The following is a 13,272-nucleotide window of genomic DNA, read 5'->3' on the forward strand; positions in this document are numbered from 1 at the left end:
GGAACGGGAGCTTTCCAAGAGGAAGGCTAACAACACAACCAACCACATCACCTAGGGGTATTCAGAAAGGGCATAACAACACCCTTTCCCGAATACCCATAAAAAACCCGCCGGAGCGGGCTGGGAGAAGGTTTGAATATCTCAAGCAGCTGAAACGAGCGCCTTCATTCGCGCCGTTACCGCCTCCAGCAGGTCAGGTAACTGGCCGGCAGGTAACGCGAACGGATCGGCCACTATGGCGGGCAGCTTATTGAGCGGCACCACAACAGCATCGGGCGTCACCGGCCTGATTTGAAGCTGTCCCGCATGGTCGAAGGCCACAATTAAGCGGGTATCCAAAAGCGCATTCATGCCAAGCCGCTGCACTGGTGTCAGCTCTTCGTCTGCAATTAACTCGCCTTGTAGCGGTCGCGTTTCCGGCAGCGGCTGCAAATCACCCACCAACGCTGGCCGGCCTAGGGCCGCACTGAGTTGCACGCCAAGTAAGTTGGGTGACGCCGCATCCACCAGCCCACTGCGCTGCGCCGCTGCCAGCATGCCCTCGCCGTGCTCCGCGCGCAGATGTCGCGCCCCAACCTGCAGGGCTTCCAGCGCGGCACCAACGCCAATGAGAGCGTTGCTGCGCATCGCCTGATGCACCGGGGCCAGTTCGTGGTGCGCGCGCACTAAGCGATCACCTGCTTCACACAGCGCATACAGGCAAGCCTGGGTGCGCTCATCCAAGCACGCAGAGCCGGCATCGAGCGGTGCCCGGACAAGATCGCCCAGCACCCTTGATATCCAATCCGCCCAAGCTTTGGCTTTGTCGGCATCGCGCACATAGTCGCCAGCCCGCTGCGCCGCCGCTGCATCTATATAGATGTGCCGCTGCCGGCCGCGTAACCGCGCAAGTTTGTTGCCATCCGGCAGCCCGCGCGTGATGCGGTCAGAGCTACCCAAGCCAAGGGCGGTGCAGATGGCGCTGGCCTTGCACCATACCTGGCCACCACCTACAAGGAACTCAACACGGCGGCCCTGGAAAGAATGGTCAAAGCGGTTGAGCTGATCCGTGACCGGCAGCGCCTTCGGCTCCGGCAACGCTTTCGCGCTGCGCTGCTGCCAGTACGCCGCCAGGGCGTCATAGCACTCGAACTTGTAGCGAACCAGCGCCTGACGAACGAAGGGCTTGCAGCGCTTGGAGTCGACACCGAACAGCCAGCCGTTGAGCAGATTGAGCGGAAGGCAAGTAATCTGGCGCTTCTGATCATCGCCCGGCATCTGCGTGGTCATGACAACCATGGAGGTCGAAAGCACTTCATCACGCTTAATGCGCTCATACTGAGACTTCCAGTCCAGTCCGACACCTTCGCAGATCGGCCGCATTGCGACCAGCAGTTGGGAATCAGTGGTCATGACGGTCAGCGGCTTGCCGAGAAATTCGACAGTGCCGAGCTGAACATTGTTTTCTTTCGGAATTGCGGTAGCATTACTCATGACGTTGTTTCCCTCTCTGGTTTCGACGTTACCCAAAGCCCTGGCCGTTCGCGCGACTGGGGCTTTTTTATGCCTGCTTAGTTTGTTCATTGGTCTCTATGGCCTCCTTGAGCAGCTTGCAAATCAGCCAGTTCAGGCTTCTTTCCTGCCTTACCGCCTCACTCGCCAATCGCTCCTTTAGAGATGGTTCCATGCGCAGCCCAAACGGGGTTATGTCACGTGTTTTCATGCATCCTCCTTAATAGCTTCACAATGAAACCATAACACGATGTGTCTACTTGTCAACGACAAATATAGCTACAGTGCGTAGCTATGAAAGATGAAGACCTGATTCGCAACATCAACCCATTCGGCCTACGCATGCAGCCCTCACTTCGCGAAAGGGTTGAGGCGGCAGCCAAGGCCAATCACCGCTCCCTAAACGCGGAAATCACTGCACGCTTGGAAGAAAGCTTCGCTCCGGAAATTCATCGGATCATCCGAGCTGTAGAACCAGCAACACAGGGGCCCTTGCCGGCGCTGGAGGAGTTCCAAATGAACCTGGAGATCGTTCTGGAACAGGTGAAACACCTAGCAGCCGCCAAGAAAAAGTAAGCCTATTGCCAAGGAGAGGCCATGCCATCTGCCAAGCCTGACAAAGCCAGGATCAAAGCTGCAGTTCGAGCGCGATATCGAGAAGAGTTGCCGGACTTCTACACACCTATAAAAGAAGCCGCACAACTGGCGGTAGCGGACGGCGCTATCACCCAGTCGAGAGCAGCCAATTTCGAGCTTCTTCTTTCGGCATATCCGTACCTGGACTTCTTTCCCTACAACATGCTTCGGGCTGCGCTACACCAGGCGACTGACAGTGGTTGCTGGGAGCCAGTCGCGGAGCGCGACCTGCTGATACTTCTCACCACGCTGTTCGCTGAACGATATGACGGCTTCCCGCTTCAAGACCTAGTGAAATCTGACCTTCCAACTTTCGGTGACATTTACCCGCAGCTTTTCGATACACCTCCTGCGGGCTTTAATGTTGCTGGAAAACTCTGCGATTTCACCGGCCCATTCAAAGATCGCTCCCGCCGCGAGTGCTATGCACAGGTCGACGCACTCGGCGGAACTCCGAGTGATATGGGGTGGTACACCGACTGTATATTCGTGGCAGATGAGCACTTCCATAAGCATGCGATATCGAGTGGCTTGGAAGCTGCGGTGTTCACACGGATGCGGCAAGGTACGCTGCGCATCTATCGGGAAAGCGTGCTGCCCCCAAGCGCGGAATAGGGCCATCCCTGGCCCACCGTCTTAAGCCGCTTTGTCGACGATGTTCATCTCGCAGAACTTGGAGATGTCGTTGCTCAGCACCAGCGGATCAGCCAGCAGCTCGGCCGGGCCTTCCAGCTTCAAGTATTCCTGCCCGAATACCGGAAGCTCCGACAGCATGCCGAATTTCACGCGGCGCAGGTGCAAGCTGTAGGGCTCGCCGCTCTGCGCATCGTTCAGGCCGGCAATGTAGATTTCCAGCTCCACCTGACTGCCATTGAGCATCTGCACAGCGCTCGACTTGAGTTTGGTATAGGTGGCCTTGATACCGGCAGAAGTGATCGCACCGCTGCCGGTCACCAAAATGCCATGCGGCGTAACCAGGTAGTCGGTACCGGCAACCAAAGGCCCATCTGCGGCAGTGACTACTGTGATGGGCGCTGTCAGGTCAGGCAGGTGTTTGAAGGGAATCAGCTCGCCTTCAATACCCTCACAGGTGCGCGGCTCAGCAGTGATCACACCTGCTGCAACCGGAACGACTGTGGAGCGCGTGACGCGCGCCAGGTTGGTCGCTGTCAGGTCATACAGGCCAATGGTGGACGCCACATCGGTGACTTGCTCACGCACGTTGCGGTTGCCACCACCGCCACGGAAGTTGCGCAGCGTTTTGCGGTCACTGGTGAAGCTAATGTTGAAAACGTCGCAGTTACCAAGATCAAGAAAAGCATCCTGAGACTGATAGGCGCGGGCATAGGGGATGCCCTCGCCAATAAACGAGCGGTCGATTTGAGGCATTTGAGCTCTCCTGGCTGGGCGGGTTACTTGCCAGCTTCAGCCGGGGCGGCAGGCGCATCAGCTTTGGCTTTGGGTTTCGGGGTGTAGCCGTGCTTCTGGGCATGCTCAACAACAGCTTGAGGCACATCCTGATCAGGGCCTTTGGGGTAGTGAGTCACGACCCCGCCCGAGGCGAAGTTGAATGGCTCAGTGATAGTGATCTTGGGCATTGCGGTGTCCTCACTTGAGGGATTGCACGTAGGTGATCTGCACAGGCAGCACGTGACAAGCCCATGTCCGGCCTTGGCCGGGTGGCATAGGGGTTTCAGTTTGAAAAGCAGCGAGCTGGACGCCCTGTATGGCAAGCCCTGCCTTGGTACCGGGCAGCGCGACCTTGATGCCCAGCCGCGCTGCACGCAGGTGCGCAGCAAAGTCGCGGCGCTTGGTAATGCACGTGATGTTCAAAACCACACGCTCGCGAACACTGCCAGGCGTTGGACGCTCCACCTCCTCAGTGGTACCTGGCTGGATGACGATAAAGTCATCCGGCAAGGTGTCATCAGCGGAGTCGATGACGCGCAGCACGCTGTCCTCGAACACCATGCCGCCGAATGAATCCACGGCAGCCAGGCGCGCGATCAGCTCCGCAACGATGGCGGATTGCATATCGATAGGCATGGTCAGGGCTTCACATAGAAGGTGATCAGGTGGCCGTCATCTTCGGCAATGCCGTCGATGTGCCAGGTCTTACCGTCAGCACCCCACTCCACCGGATAGAGGCGAAACGCCCCCTGACGATCCAGCGGCTGAAGCAGGTGGCGACGAACCGTGATGGTCACAGACCGGTCCACCATGCCGCTGACGATGTCCACGCGCTCGACATCCTTGTCGAGGATCACCTCAATACCCCCGGCCAATACAGCACCGGAGGCGTTGAGGTAATCGGCAATGCCATCGTTGAGTGACGACATAATCATGTCGTCCATGTCTTCCGTCAGCTCATCAAAGCCCATGGCTACTGACCTTGGTTGAGCAGATCCGCTTGTGCTTTGGCATCAGCTTCGGCTTGTGCCTTGGCATCGGCTTCCGCCTGCGCTTTGGCATCAGCTTCGGCCTGTGCTTTGGCAGCGACTTCGGCTTGTGCCTTGGCATCGGCTTCCGCCTGGGCGAGCCCTGCAGCTTCTTGCTCGGCAGGCAGGGCGATCAAACCGGCTTCAAGCAGCTCTTTTTCAAGAGCTGCGGTTGGCGGGGTGTAAAGCTCACCTTTGACGAAAACCTCGCTGCCTTCCTGAATGCAGCCATCAGCCACCACGTAGGTGCGGATTTTCTTGGCCATGTCACACCACCTTGGCGTAGGCGAACGCATCCGGCTCAAGCAGGCCCGCCAGTGGTGCGCTGATCATCTTCAGCCAGCGCGCACTCGGCTCTGGGGTGACCCAAGATTTGGGGAAGCGTGCCGCTTCAACCAGGCCACTTTCGATGGCATCCAGATCCTGAATAGCACCATAGAGCATGGCATTGCGTGTGTTGGTGGCACCCATGATCAGGCCGCCGGACGGGATCATTGGCTGCTCAGCACCGGCAGCATCGAGGAACCATTCGTCGTAGGCGTAGATGTCAACGCCCGGATCGTTCAGGTAACCGATGTAGGTGACGCCATCCGGCAGTTCTTGGGGCTTGATGATGCCCATGTCAACGCGGCGGGTGTTGAGCTGCTCGAGCATTTTCGGGCTGCTGTAGAAGGCATCCAACGCTTCACCACTCAGCACCACGGTGTTGGCCGTGCGGCCAGAGTCCTTGGCGATCTTGCGCTTCCAGGTGCGCATGTTGCCCAGCGGGTCACCATCCGCCGTGCCCCACTTGTTGGTGGACAGGACGATCTTGTGATCGGCCGGCATGAGGAAGTCGATGGTGTCATCAACGCCCTCACCCACCACGCGGATCTGGCCGGTGGTCAGTGCCTGGGCGCACATCCACTCTTCACGGCGAGTGATGTCGCTATCCAGTTCGGCCATATCCTTGCCAAGCTGGTTGCCGGCACGCTCCAGCGGGGTGCGGGTGGCGTAGGGGTTGTCACCAGCGGCGCGCTTGAGAATGAGCTCAGCGGTGGTTTCCAGCTTTGGCTGCACATAGGGCGGTGTGTAGGTGTCCGAGCGGAAACCTTCACGGCTGCTCATGCTGCCGGGCAGGCGCGGGTGAACAAACGGGGCCATTTTGCGTTGGCCCTTAACGATATCGATTTGCACGGCCTTGGTAGGAAAGGTCGCAGGTGACCCGCCGTTGAAGAAGGTATTCATCAGGAAGCGGCGCGCTGGCTTCATCTGCTCAACCGCAGCGAGCATGGTTTGAGTATCAAAAATATTCATGTGGTGCGGCTCCGATTAGCGGACGAACAGGGAAAGGGGGCGCAGCGCAGCTTTAACACCCGCCAGGGTGTGGCCAGCGCCAAGAGTGAGTGCGGTACCGAGTACTTCGCCGGTAAGGCGCAGCACGCCAGGTGCGGCACCGGCTGTTGTGTCGATGGCTTCATCCAGCACCACGGTTGGCGTTTGCGAGCCGTCACTGGCGGCGCTGGCAGACAGCTTGTACTGACCACCGGCAGTGATTTGGCCAAGCACAGCGCCGGCGGCAAGTACCTGCCCGGCAGCGATAACGCCGCCTGCCTTCACAATCGGGAAGTCGCCAGCGGAGAGTTGCTCGGGGGTATACGAAACGCGATCTGGGTTAGGCATGACGGCCTCCTATCAGCGGCTATTGGCGCCAGCGACGATGGCGCTGACAGCAGATTTTTGGGCAGCAGCTTCGGCATCAGTCTTGGCCGCTGGAGTGGTAGTACTGGTGCCCTGGCTATCGACCTTGATACCGGCCAGGCTGATGCCGCGTTCCTGCGAGGCTTTGAACAGGGTCAGGGCGGTGGCCTCAACGCTGGCACCGCCATCAATGGCCGCTTCGATTTCCTTCTCGAAGCCCTTAGCAGCCAGTTCGTTGATGCCCTTGATACGGGCGCGCTCAGCGGTAACAGCCTCTGCAGCGGCGGCAGTTTTGATGGCGGCGATATCTACCTGCTCGACGGCGGCGATTTGGATGGTTTGCGGGTCAGTGCCTGCCGCGATGGCCGCGTGCAGCTCCGCCGTGGTTTTCACGATGGTCATGCTGAGTTTCCTCGGGGTTGCGGCCTCTTTGGCCATTTCGGTGATGAGCGACTCAAGCGAACCAAGCCGGTGCGCCAGGCCAGATGCAACGGCTGCTGCACCTACTTTCAAGCCGCCGTGGTCGCCCATGGCTGGCACTTGATCTGCGGTAACGCCCAAGTTGCGGGCGACCTTGGCGACAAAGACTTCGCTCAAGGCATCGATGGTTTTGGAGAGTTCGGCGCGGCCTTCTTCTGTTTCGAGGTTGGGCCGTTTGTTGGGGGCATTGCTGCTGGTGATGGTGTAGCGCTTCTCCCCTTCGCGGGCCTCGCGCAGTGCCACCTCAACGACAACACCGATACTGCCCAGCAGGGCGGTGTCATCAATGACCAGCTCATCGGCAGAACTGCCGATCCAGTAGGAGGCGCTGGCGACTGTGCCGCCGCCGTAGGCCTTGATCGGCTTCTTGCCCCGGGCGGCATAAACCATATCGCCCAGCTCATTGATGCCGTTGGCTTCGCCGCCCGGGCTGTCGACATTGAGGATGATGCCTTTGACCTTGGGGTCATCCAGAGCAGTCTGTAGGTCTGTAGCTAGCTCCTGGGTGCTAGTCGCCCCGCTGATCCGCGTGAACATATTCGCGTAACGCATGATGGGGCCGGTCACCGGAATGACGGCGATGCCATCACGCATGGTCACTACGCGAGTGTTTTCCAGTGGGCGGCCTAGCCGGGCCTCCAACGCCTCGGGATCACCCTGACGATCAGCAATCGCCATCAGTGAATCAAGGGCGTCAGGAAGCATCAGCCAGGGCCGCGACGCGGCCAGCTCGAATGCACGTGACATGGGTTATTCCTCTTCGGGTTTCGCTGGCTCAGCTTCTGGCGTTGCGCCTTTGGGCAGTGTGTAGAGGCCGTCATTGCGGCGCTGCGTGACCTCGCGCACACGCTGGCGATACACCTGCTGCCAGGGCTCGCCGGTCATTGCGGCGGTTTCGAGTGTTTCGTTGCTGATGCCGATATCGATCCGTTTGCCAGCGGCGTTGGCTTCTTTCAGTTCGTCGATGGCACCGCGCGCTGGGCCAATCCAAAGGGCCATGCAGTAGGCCTTGCGCTTGGCGGGGTCTGAGTAACCGGGTAGGTCAATCAAGCCACGGGCAACGGCTTCATCAATGATCAGCTCACGGCTGGGCTGGCAGAAGTCGCAGGTCAGCCACCAGCGGCGCAGGCTGTAAAACCGCCAGGCTTGCAGCATGGCGGCACGCGCGGCGCTGTAACTGGTGTTGTAATGCAGCAGCAGTTCCTCGAAGGGAACCTCCAAGGCTGCGCCGATCTGCTTGACCACCGATACGAAGAAGGGATCGAACTGCGCATTGGGCCGCGCCGGGTTGGCAATGTTGGCTTTTTCGCCTTTGCCCAGGTCGACAATGGCACCCTCGCCCAGCTGGATATCGTCGCTGCCAGAGGCGTCATCGGTACTGTATCCATCACCACCTTGGGCCAGCGCGGCGAGGGTCATCTTCCCGTCATCGAAGCCTTCGCTCTTCTCAATGAAAACCGTAAACATGGCCGAAATCACAGCGGCCATTAGTTCTGCACTGCTGTAGCGCTCCAGCTTCTGCAGCGGCTCAAGCACTGGAGCCAAGTAAGGCGCGCCACGCTTCTGCCCTGGCCGCTCTTTGTCGGCCATCACATGCATTACGCGGCGGCGTCCGGTGACGGGGCCAAACACTTGCAGCGACTCCCACTTTATTGTGACGCCGCGCTCTAGCTCATTCGGGTAGCCGCTGCACACGTGGTAGCGAATGGGCGCGCCAAGTTCATTGAACTCAACACCTTCAACCAGGCGCGCGTTGTCGAGGCCGTTGGCCGGGTTGCATACGCGGTCTGTTTCGATCAACTGCAGGCGGGTGCTGAAAATACAACCAGGGCGCTCTTCATCTGGGGTAGCAATGAAAACGTCGCCACCCACCATGGCTGAAACAAGCACCAAGGCCTGCAGCTGGTAATGGTTGAGGGTCGCCTCGGCATCGCACTCGCGGGCATCGTCGGCATACAGCGACCAGAGCCGGTCAAGCTGCGCATTGAGTTGCTCGGCGCGAGCTTCATCAATGCCCAGCACTTCGTAATCAACCTGGGCGCGGCACACCAGGCCGGTACCAACCACGTTGGTGCGGATGCGCATGATGGCTGCGCGGGCAATGAGGTGGTTACGCATGGCATCGCGAGAGCGCGCCACCAGCATGTTGCGCTCGTTGGTGTTGAGGTCTTTCCGGGGGCTACCCAGACCCGGTATCCAACTGGCCATGCTACGCAGAATGCGCGAGGCACCTCGCCAGCGCGTTTCAACCCCACCGCCGCCGCCTTGGGCAACTACCTTGGTTTCACCCGCAGCGGCTTGTGCGAGCTTGATGACTTCGCGCATCAGCAGCTCTTCTGGCTTCTTGCGGAAAAAGCTCATGGTCAGATGCTCGGGTAGGAAATACGGCTTCGGCCGCGACCACGAAGGGCCGCATTTTCATTAGCAACCTCTCTGGCCACTTGCGCCTCCAGAACACGCAAGCTAGCCAGCTCGGCCCGCTGTACTTCTCGATCACCGCGCCGCACGCGCTGACCTTTTTCGAGGATGGCCTTGATCGACGCTCTGACTTCCACCAGGCGTTGTTGTGCTTCAGTCATGGATTACCTCAGTGGCCGCCGCGACTGCGTACCCCACGCCCACGGGCAGTGGCCCGACGCGGCACAGCAGAGACGGGTTGGTCGTTGTTGAACAGGGTTGGTTGCAGCAGCTGCTGTTCGATCTGATCCCACTCGGGATCTCGCAGCAGGTGCGTCTTCAAACTGCGCGCGGCATGCAGGGCATACACCTCACAGTCCAAGGCTTCGTTGCGCCGGCCGGCCTTCTTCTGCCAAACCATCTTGCTGGGGATGCGCGGGTGCGGAGCCAGCACTTCGTTGGTCAGCTGCTCGTAGTAGTCCGGGCGAATCTCGGCGTACCAGTGCATGCGGCCAGGGCCTGAGCCCTTCAAGCGCAGCCGTGAGTCGATCAGGGTTTTCGCCTTGTGGGTGCCGACGATGTGAACCCGCAGCCCGTACTTGGCGGCCTTGGTATTGCTCTGGTTGGTGTCCTGCGACTGAGGCGGCTTGGAGTAGATTTCCTTGTCGCGGCTATCAACCGACGCACCCTTGATTGCCAGGATGTTGTAGCGCTGGCGATCCCGGACGTAGGTGTAAACCGCATCGCTGGTATTACCGTCCGAGCTATCGAGGCTGGCGGCAGATACAACCAGGCGGCAGCCGTGCGCACTCTCAATTGGCGTAGCCAAGAGCTTGTCGAGCTCCAGCCAGACACCGTCGTTGGGATCAATCGGGTTGCCCGGTAACTCGCCCCAGTACAACCGCCAGGATTCCTCGCCACGTCCCCAGCCAGTAATAACCACCGCCAGGCGGTCACCTTGAACGTCCACACCGGCAGTGATCAGCAGCACACCCTTGGGCGCAGTTAGCTCGCCATAAGCCTCAGCGCGACGCTCCAACTCATCCGTTTTCGGCGCATCGCTCTGGTACTCATAGCTAGTACCTTTCGAGCTGTTGACGAAGGCAATCATCGGGCCGATGTTGCCGCGCTCGGCGGCATGCTCGGCCTGGAGTTTTTTCTCCATCAACACCTGAAAGCGCGAGCCCCAAAACGTGGCATAGAGCTCGTTGAGGTCGTAGCCAGCAATGCCGCGAAACTCAGCCGTAGCAACCCAGCGGCCATGCTTGAGGTTGGCGTTCTTCTGGTTGTCGTCCCAGATCGACCCGCAATGCGGGCAGGTGTAGAAGCTCAGCTCAGGCCGGCAATGGCCGTAGACCTCGTGACGATACTCAGGGTCTTCATCGCAGTGCAGGTTATCGAAGCTCAGCGCGTGCTCTTGGCCGCAGTCGTGGCAAGGCACCAAGCCACGGCGTTTATCAGAAAGCTCCATCTCTGCATCAATGGCCGAAAGCCCTTTGATGGTTGGAGTGCCACCGATGATGAGCTTCGAGCGGCGGAAGGTTTTCATCCGCTCTTTGGCCAGCTTGATGCTGTCGCCCTGCCCGCGCAGGTTGAGGTTACAGTCGTCTGGTTCCTCGACCGCCACGCGCGGTACCGGCGTGGACTTCACACTGGCCGGGCTGTTCGAGCCCACCATTTTCAGGAAGCCACCGGGGAATTTCTTGAAGTCCTGCCGCTGCTGCAGCTTGCGGCTACGTAGGTCGACCTTCTTGCGCAACCGAGGCGTGGCCTCGATCATCGGTTCCAGTTTTTCGCCAACGTACTGCTTTACCGATTCAGCCTTGGGGAACAGGATCAGGATTGGCGAGGGGTCGATATCGATCCATTTGCACAACGCGTTACCCAGTACGCCGGAAGTCCACGCCACCTGGGCCGACTTGCGGCAGACCACCTCTGCAACACTTGGGTCATCCAGCGCTTCCAGCGGCCCGCCGGGCCAGGTCAGGTGCGGAGTGACATCGAAGCGGTACTTGCCGGGCCGCGCTGCCTCTTCGGGAGCAAGCCAGCGGTACTTAGCCGCCCACTCGATGATCGACATGCGCGGGGGTGGAGCCCACTTGCGGAAAGCTTGCCGCAGCGCCTTGGTGGCACTATTCCTCAGCTTCCTCCGGATCGTCCGGTTCGTCAGAATCCCCGTCTGACGGGTCATCGTCATCAGGGTCATAGTTTGATAGCTCAGTCAGGATGGCCTCTAGGGGCTCGCGGATTAGCTGGTCATCCACATCAATGCCGTAACGCGCCGACAGCACGCTGGCCAGGTTCTCAGGGAAGGTGTTCAGCAGCTCAACCTTGGCCGCTGTGATTGCCGCTTCGAAGCGCTCGAGCAGGTCAGCCGCAAACACCACCTCTTCAAGGTCTTTCGCCAAGGCCAATTCTTCGCGGTCGCCCTTGATGCGGTCGAGCCGATCACGCACGCTTTCCTTTGCCCCACGCTGCTGAGCGACCTGCACCAGCCACTCGATTACAGCCTGGGTGTCGTACTCGTTTTCATTGCCGCGCCCCAAACCAGTCTCAAGCACCGGCATACCGGTGTTCTGCCAGCGGCTGAGGGTACGTTCATCGCGACCGACAATCTCACTCAGCTGGGCTTTGGTAACTCGCAGTCCCATAGCCAACTCCAATAAAGACGGACATCCCTAGCCAAATTTCAGCTAGAGAGAAAACATGGCTTGAATTACCCGTGTAGGGTGGCGGGGGCCAGGGAGGACCCAAAAAGATGGGCACCGGCCGTCCCAACAAGTCCGCGCGCGGCACGCCACTAGCCGCGCCGCCCGCGCAGCTTCGGCAGACGGCCATTCAGAGCATCGGCAATCGCTTTGTCGATGTTCGCTTCGAGCTGCCCATCATCCTCGGCAACCCGCCGCACCACATCATGGAACTTGAAGCGCGCGCGGTACTGAGGCTGACGCACGAAGGCGAGCACCATCACCCACTTGTCACGACTCCCTACCCCATATGTCCGGCGCTCTGCGATGCCGATGGGCGTCTTGCCGCGCTTCAATACGAAGAACGCCAGCGCATTACCCTTGCGCAATGAGCGCTTACTTTCGCTGGCTGCGCTGTCCGAGCCTGATAGTTTCATAGCCTTAAGGCCTGAAAGTATCTGCATCATGTGGCCTTTCTGGATGTTCCCGTAGGCATCAAGGCGAGCGCCACCAGCAGGAACAACAAACCGCCCAGCGGGCAGAATTCCCGATTCACGCAGATAGCCTTCACTGCGCCGCTTGATACGCTCACCGCCCTCAACTTGAGGCAGCAGATAGTCTTCGGCAGTAAAAGGATTCTTGCCTGCTGCCTGATCCTGCACCCACAGCGCCGCCTCTGGGGCAGCCGATGGCTTTGCATGCAGGACGCGGATCGAGTTCAACACCCACGGCGTGGGCTTCGGCTCGAAGATGTTCTCCATCTCTGTGCGCAACGCTTGCCGCGCCTGGTTGGCCGAATGGTTCAGCGCATCCGCCAATGCCCGAGGGGCCAACCCATCGCCCAACTTAGCGAGCGCCGCCAGAGCATCGTCTAACCCATCGGCAGTTATGCGAACTTTCACGCTGGGCGATCTGAATCAGGCTTGGCAGGCACATCACACACGCCCACCTTCTTAGCCAGCCAGCGCGCATAGATCGCGCCAGTGATGTCCGCGCCCAGCAACCCGATGCCAATGGCCAGGCCACCAGCTATATATGGGTTCTGCCATAGCGCCATGGCCAGTAAGAGCGCGGCCATACCAAACAATGCAGAGCTACCAAAGCGCAGCAATACGCGCTTGATGATCTCGGCCATCGCAACGCCAGGCACATCCGCTTGGCGCATCTCACCAACCAACCCGGCCAATGCAACCAGCACCAACAGCCAAGTCGGCAGATCCGCCAGGCCCTGCTGCATTTGCTGTTCAGTAGACATGGCATGCTCCCTTGGCCGGAATGAAAAAGCCCCGCCGATTGGCGAGGCCTTTGAATGAAAGCCCCTTGCGGGGCAGTGACCGGAGCAGGAACCGGTCGGGGCGCACAGCACGTGCTTGGTGTTTATCGCTGACGCAGCAATAAATCTTGGGCACTTTGTACCTCTTGACATGCAACCCCAGCAACCGCGAAAAATCAGCACCCTGCGC

18 protein-coding genes are annotated in these 13,272 nt (G+C 59.6%); 2 read left to right on the forward strand and 16 right to left on the reverse strand.

What is annotated here, in order from left to right; all coding sequences use genetic code 11:
* Positions 1-141: 141 nt before the first annotated feature.
* Both AUK77_RS00055 and AUK77_RS00060 read right to left on the reverse strand, forming a co-directional pair.
* Complete coding sequence (locus AUK77_RS00055; protein ID WP_296125061.1) at positions 142-1,473, reverse strand: phage antirepressor N-terminal domain-containing protein; 1,332 nt, start codon at positions 1,471-1,473, stop codon at positions 142-144.
* A gap of 67 nt (positions 1,474-1,540) precedes the next feature.
* Positions 1,541-1,702: a toxin-antitoxin system HicB family antitoxin gene (locus tag AUK77_RS00060; protein ID WP_296125063.1), complete on the reverse strand. Its 162-nt coding sequence runs from the start codon at positions 1,700-1,702 to the stop codon at positions 1,541-1,543.
* Positions 1,703-1,785: 83 nt separating this feature from the next.
* Between AUK77_RS00060 and AUK77_RS00065 the strand changes: the two genes are divergently transcribed.
* Positions 1,786-2,067 (forward strand): Arc family DNA-binding protein, encoded by a 282-nt coding sequence (locus tag AUK77_RS00065; RefSeq protein WP_296125066.1) that lies wholly within the window; start codon positions 1,786-1,788, stop codon positions 2,065-2,067.
* A 21-nt stretch (positions 2,068-2,088) separates the two neighbouring features.
* Positions 2,089-2,742 (forward strand): hypothetical protein, encoded by a 654-nt coding sequence (locus AUK77_RS00070; protein ID WP_296125067.1) that lies wholly within the window; start codon positions 2,089-2,091, stop codon positions 2,740-2,742.
* A gap of 21 nt (positions 2,743-2,763) precedes the next feature.
* Here the strand turns inward: AUK77_RS00070 and AUK77_RS00075 are convergent, their stop codons facing one another.
* From AUK77_RS00075 to AUK77_RS00140, 14 genes are all read right to left on the reverse strand, one after another.
* Positions 2,764-3,516, reverse strand: coding sequence for a hypothetical protein (locus AUK77_RS00075; protein WP_090248682.1), 753 nt, complete (start codon positions 3,514-3,516; stop codon positions 2,764-2,766).
* A gap of 23 nt (positions 3,517-3,539) precedes the next feature.
* On the reverse strand, positions 3,540-3,725 hold the full coding sequence (locus AUK77_RS00080; protein ID WP_296125068.1) for a glycogen branching protein: 186 nt from the start codon (positions 3,723-3,725) through the stop codon (positions 3,540-3,542).
* A gap of 10 nt (positions 3,726-3,735) precedes the next feature.
* A complete protein-coding gene (locus AUK77_RS00085; RefSeq protein ID WP_296125069.1) occupies positions 3,736-4,173 on the reverse strand; it encodes a hypothetical protein in 438 nt (145 codons plus the stop codon).
* A 2-nt stretch (positions 4,174-4,175) separates the two neighbouring features.
* Complete coding sequence (locus tag AUK77_RS00090) at positions 4,176-4,508, reverse strand: hypothetical protein (protein ID WP_296125071.1); 333 nt, start codon at positions 4,506-4,508, stop codon at positions 4,176-4,178.
* A 2-nt stretch (positions 4,509-4,510) separates the two neighbouring features.
* Positions 4,511-4,831: a hypothetical protein gene (locus AUK77_RS00095; RefSeq protein WP_296125073.1), complete on the reverse strand. Its 321-nt coding sequence runs from the start codon at positions 4,829-4,831 to the stop codon at positions 4,511-4,513.
* A 1-nt stretch (position 4,832) separates the two neighbouring features.
* Entirely contained in the window at positions 4,833-5,861 is a 1,029-nt protein-coding gene (locus AUK77_RS00100) for a major capsid protein (protein ID WP_296125074.1), read from the reverse strand.
* Positions 5,862-5,876: 15 nt separating this feature from the next.
* Positions 5,877-6,227, reverse strand: a complete 351-nt coding sequence (locus AUK77_RS00105) for a head decoration protein (protein ID WP_296125075.1) — start codon at positions 6,225-6,227, stop codon at positions 5,877-5,879.
* A 12-nt stretch (positions 6,228-6,239) separates the two neighbouring features.
* A complete protein-coding gene (locus AUK77_RS00110; RefSeq protein ID WP_296125076.1) occupies positions 6,240-7,472 on the reverse strand; it encodes a S49 family peptidase in 1,233 nt (410 codons plus the stop codon).
* 3 nt (positions 7,473-7,475) lie between these two features.
* On the reverse strand, positions 7,476-9,086 hold the full coding sequence (locus tag AUK77_RS00115; RefSeq protein ID WP_296125077.1) for a phage portal protein: 1,611 nt from the start codon (positions 9,084-9,086) through the stop codon (positions 7,476-7,478).
* A 2-nt stretch (positions 9,087-9,088) separates the two neighbouring features.
* Entirely contained in the window at positions 9,089-9,304 is a 216-nt protein-coding gene (locus tag AUK77_RS00120) for a hypothetical protein (RefSeq protein WP_296125078.1), read from the reverse strand.
* A gap of 8 nt (positions 9,305-9,312) precedes the next feature.
* Positions 9,313-11,202, reverse strand: coding sequence for a terminase gpA endonuclease subunit (locus AUK77_RS00125; protein ID WP_296125079.1), 1,890 nt, complete (start codon positions 11,200-11,202; stop codon positions 9,313-9,315).
* Between the two features lie 52 nt (positions 11,203-11,254).
* Positions 11,255-11,773, reverse strand: a complete 519-nt coding sequence (locus AUK77_RS00130) for a terminase small subunit (RefSeq protein ID WP_296125080.1) — start codon at positions 11,771-11,773, stop codon at positions 11,255-11,257.
* 149 nt (positions 11,774-11,922) lie between these two features.
* Complete coding sequence (locus tag AUK77_RS00135) at positions 11,923-12,654, reverse strand: hypothetical protein (protein ID WP_363079342.1); 732 nt, start codon at positions 12,652-12,654, stop codon at positions 11,923-11,925.
* Between the two features lie 53 nt (positions 12,655-12,707).
* Complete coding sequence (locus tag AUK77_RS00140) at positions 12,708-13,064, reverse strand: phage holin family protein (protein WP_296125082.1); 357 nt, start codon at positions 13,062-13,064, stop codon at positions 12,708-12,710.
* Positions 13,065-13,272 lie beyond the last annotated feature (208 nt).

The sequence above is a fragment of the Pseudomonas sp. Ga0074129 genome, assembly GCA_001465025.1.
In the GTDB taxonomy this organism is placed as follows: Bacteria; Pseudomonadota; Gammaproteobacteria; order Pseudomonadales; family Pseudomonadaceae; genus Aquipseudomonas.

Excerpts from the sequence above, each read along its gene's own strand:
- AUK77_RS00055 (WP_296125061.1), bottom strand. The coding sequence starts at position 1,473 with ATGAGTAATGCTACCGCAATTCCGAAAGAAAACAATGTTCAGCTCGGC.
- AUK77_RS00060 (WP_296125063.1), bottom strand. The coding sequence starts at position 1,702 with ATGAAAACACGTGACATAACCCCGTTTGGGCTGCGCATGGAACCATCT.
- AUK77_RS00065 (WP_296125066.1), top strand. The coding sequence starts at position 1,786 with ATGAAAGATGAAGACCTGATTCGCAACATCAACCCATTCGGCCTACGC.
- AUK77_RS00070 (WP_296125067.1), top strand. The coding sequence starts at position 2,089 with ATGCCATCTGCCAAGCCTGACAAAGCCAGGATCAAAGCTGCAGTTCGA.
- AUK77_RS00075 (WP_090248682.1), bottom strand. The coding sequence starts at position 3,516 with ATGCCTCAAATCGACCGCTCGTTTATTGGCGAGGGCATCCCCTATGCC.
- AUK77_RS00080 (WP_296125068.1), bottom strand. The coding sequence starts at position 3,725 with ATGCCCAAGATCACTATCACTGAGCCATTCAACTTCGCCTCGGGCGGG.
- AUK77_RS00085 (WP_296125069.1), bottom strand. The coding sequence starts at position 4,173 with ATGCCTATCGATATGCAATCCGCCATCGTTGCGGAGCTGATCGCGCGC.
- AUK77_RS00090 (WP_296125071.1), bottom strand. The coding sequence starts at position 4,508 with ATGGGCTTTGATGAGCTGACGGAAGACATGGACGACATGATTATGTCG.
- AUK77_RS00095 (WP_296125073.1), bottom strand. The coding sequence starts at position 4,831 with ATGGCCAAGAAAATCCGCACCTACGTGGTGGCTGATGGCTGCATTCAG.
- AUK77_RS00100 (WP_296125074.1), bottom strand. The coding sequence starts at position 5,861 with ATGAATATTTTTGATACTCAAACCATGCTCGCTGCGGTTGAGCAGATG.
- AUK77_RS00105 (WP_296125075.1), bottom strand. The coding sequence starts at position 6,227 with ATGCCTAACCCAGATCGCGTTTCGTATACCCCCGAGCAACTCTCCGCT.
- AUK77_RS00110 (WP_296125076.1), bottom strand. The coding sequence starts at position 7,472 with ATGTCACGTGCATTCGAGCTGGCCGCGTCGCGGCCCTGGCTGATGCTT.
- AUK77_RS00115 (WP_296125077.1), bottom strand. The coding sequence starts at position 9,086 with ATGAGCTTTTTCCGCAAGAAGCCAGAAGAGCTGCTGATGCGCGAAGTC.
- AUK77_RS00120 (WP_296125078.1), bottom strand. The coding sequence starts at position 9,304 with ATGACTGAAGCACAACAACGCCTGGTGGAAGTCAGAGCGTCGATCAAG.
- AUK77_RS00125 (WP_296125079.1), bottom strand. The coding sequence starts at position 11,202 with ATGTCGATCATCGAGTGGGCGGCTAAGTACCGCTGGCTTGCTCCCGAA.
- AUK77_RS00130 (WP_296125080.1), bottom strand. The coding sequence starts at position 11,773 with ATGGGACTGCGAGTTACCAAAGCCCAGCTGAGTGAGATTGTCGGTCGC.
- AUK77_RS00140 (WP_296125082.1), bottom strand. The coding sequence starts at position 13,064 with ATGTCTACTGAACAGCAAATGCAGCAGGGCCTGGCGGATCTGCCGACT.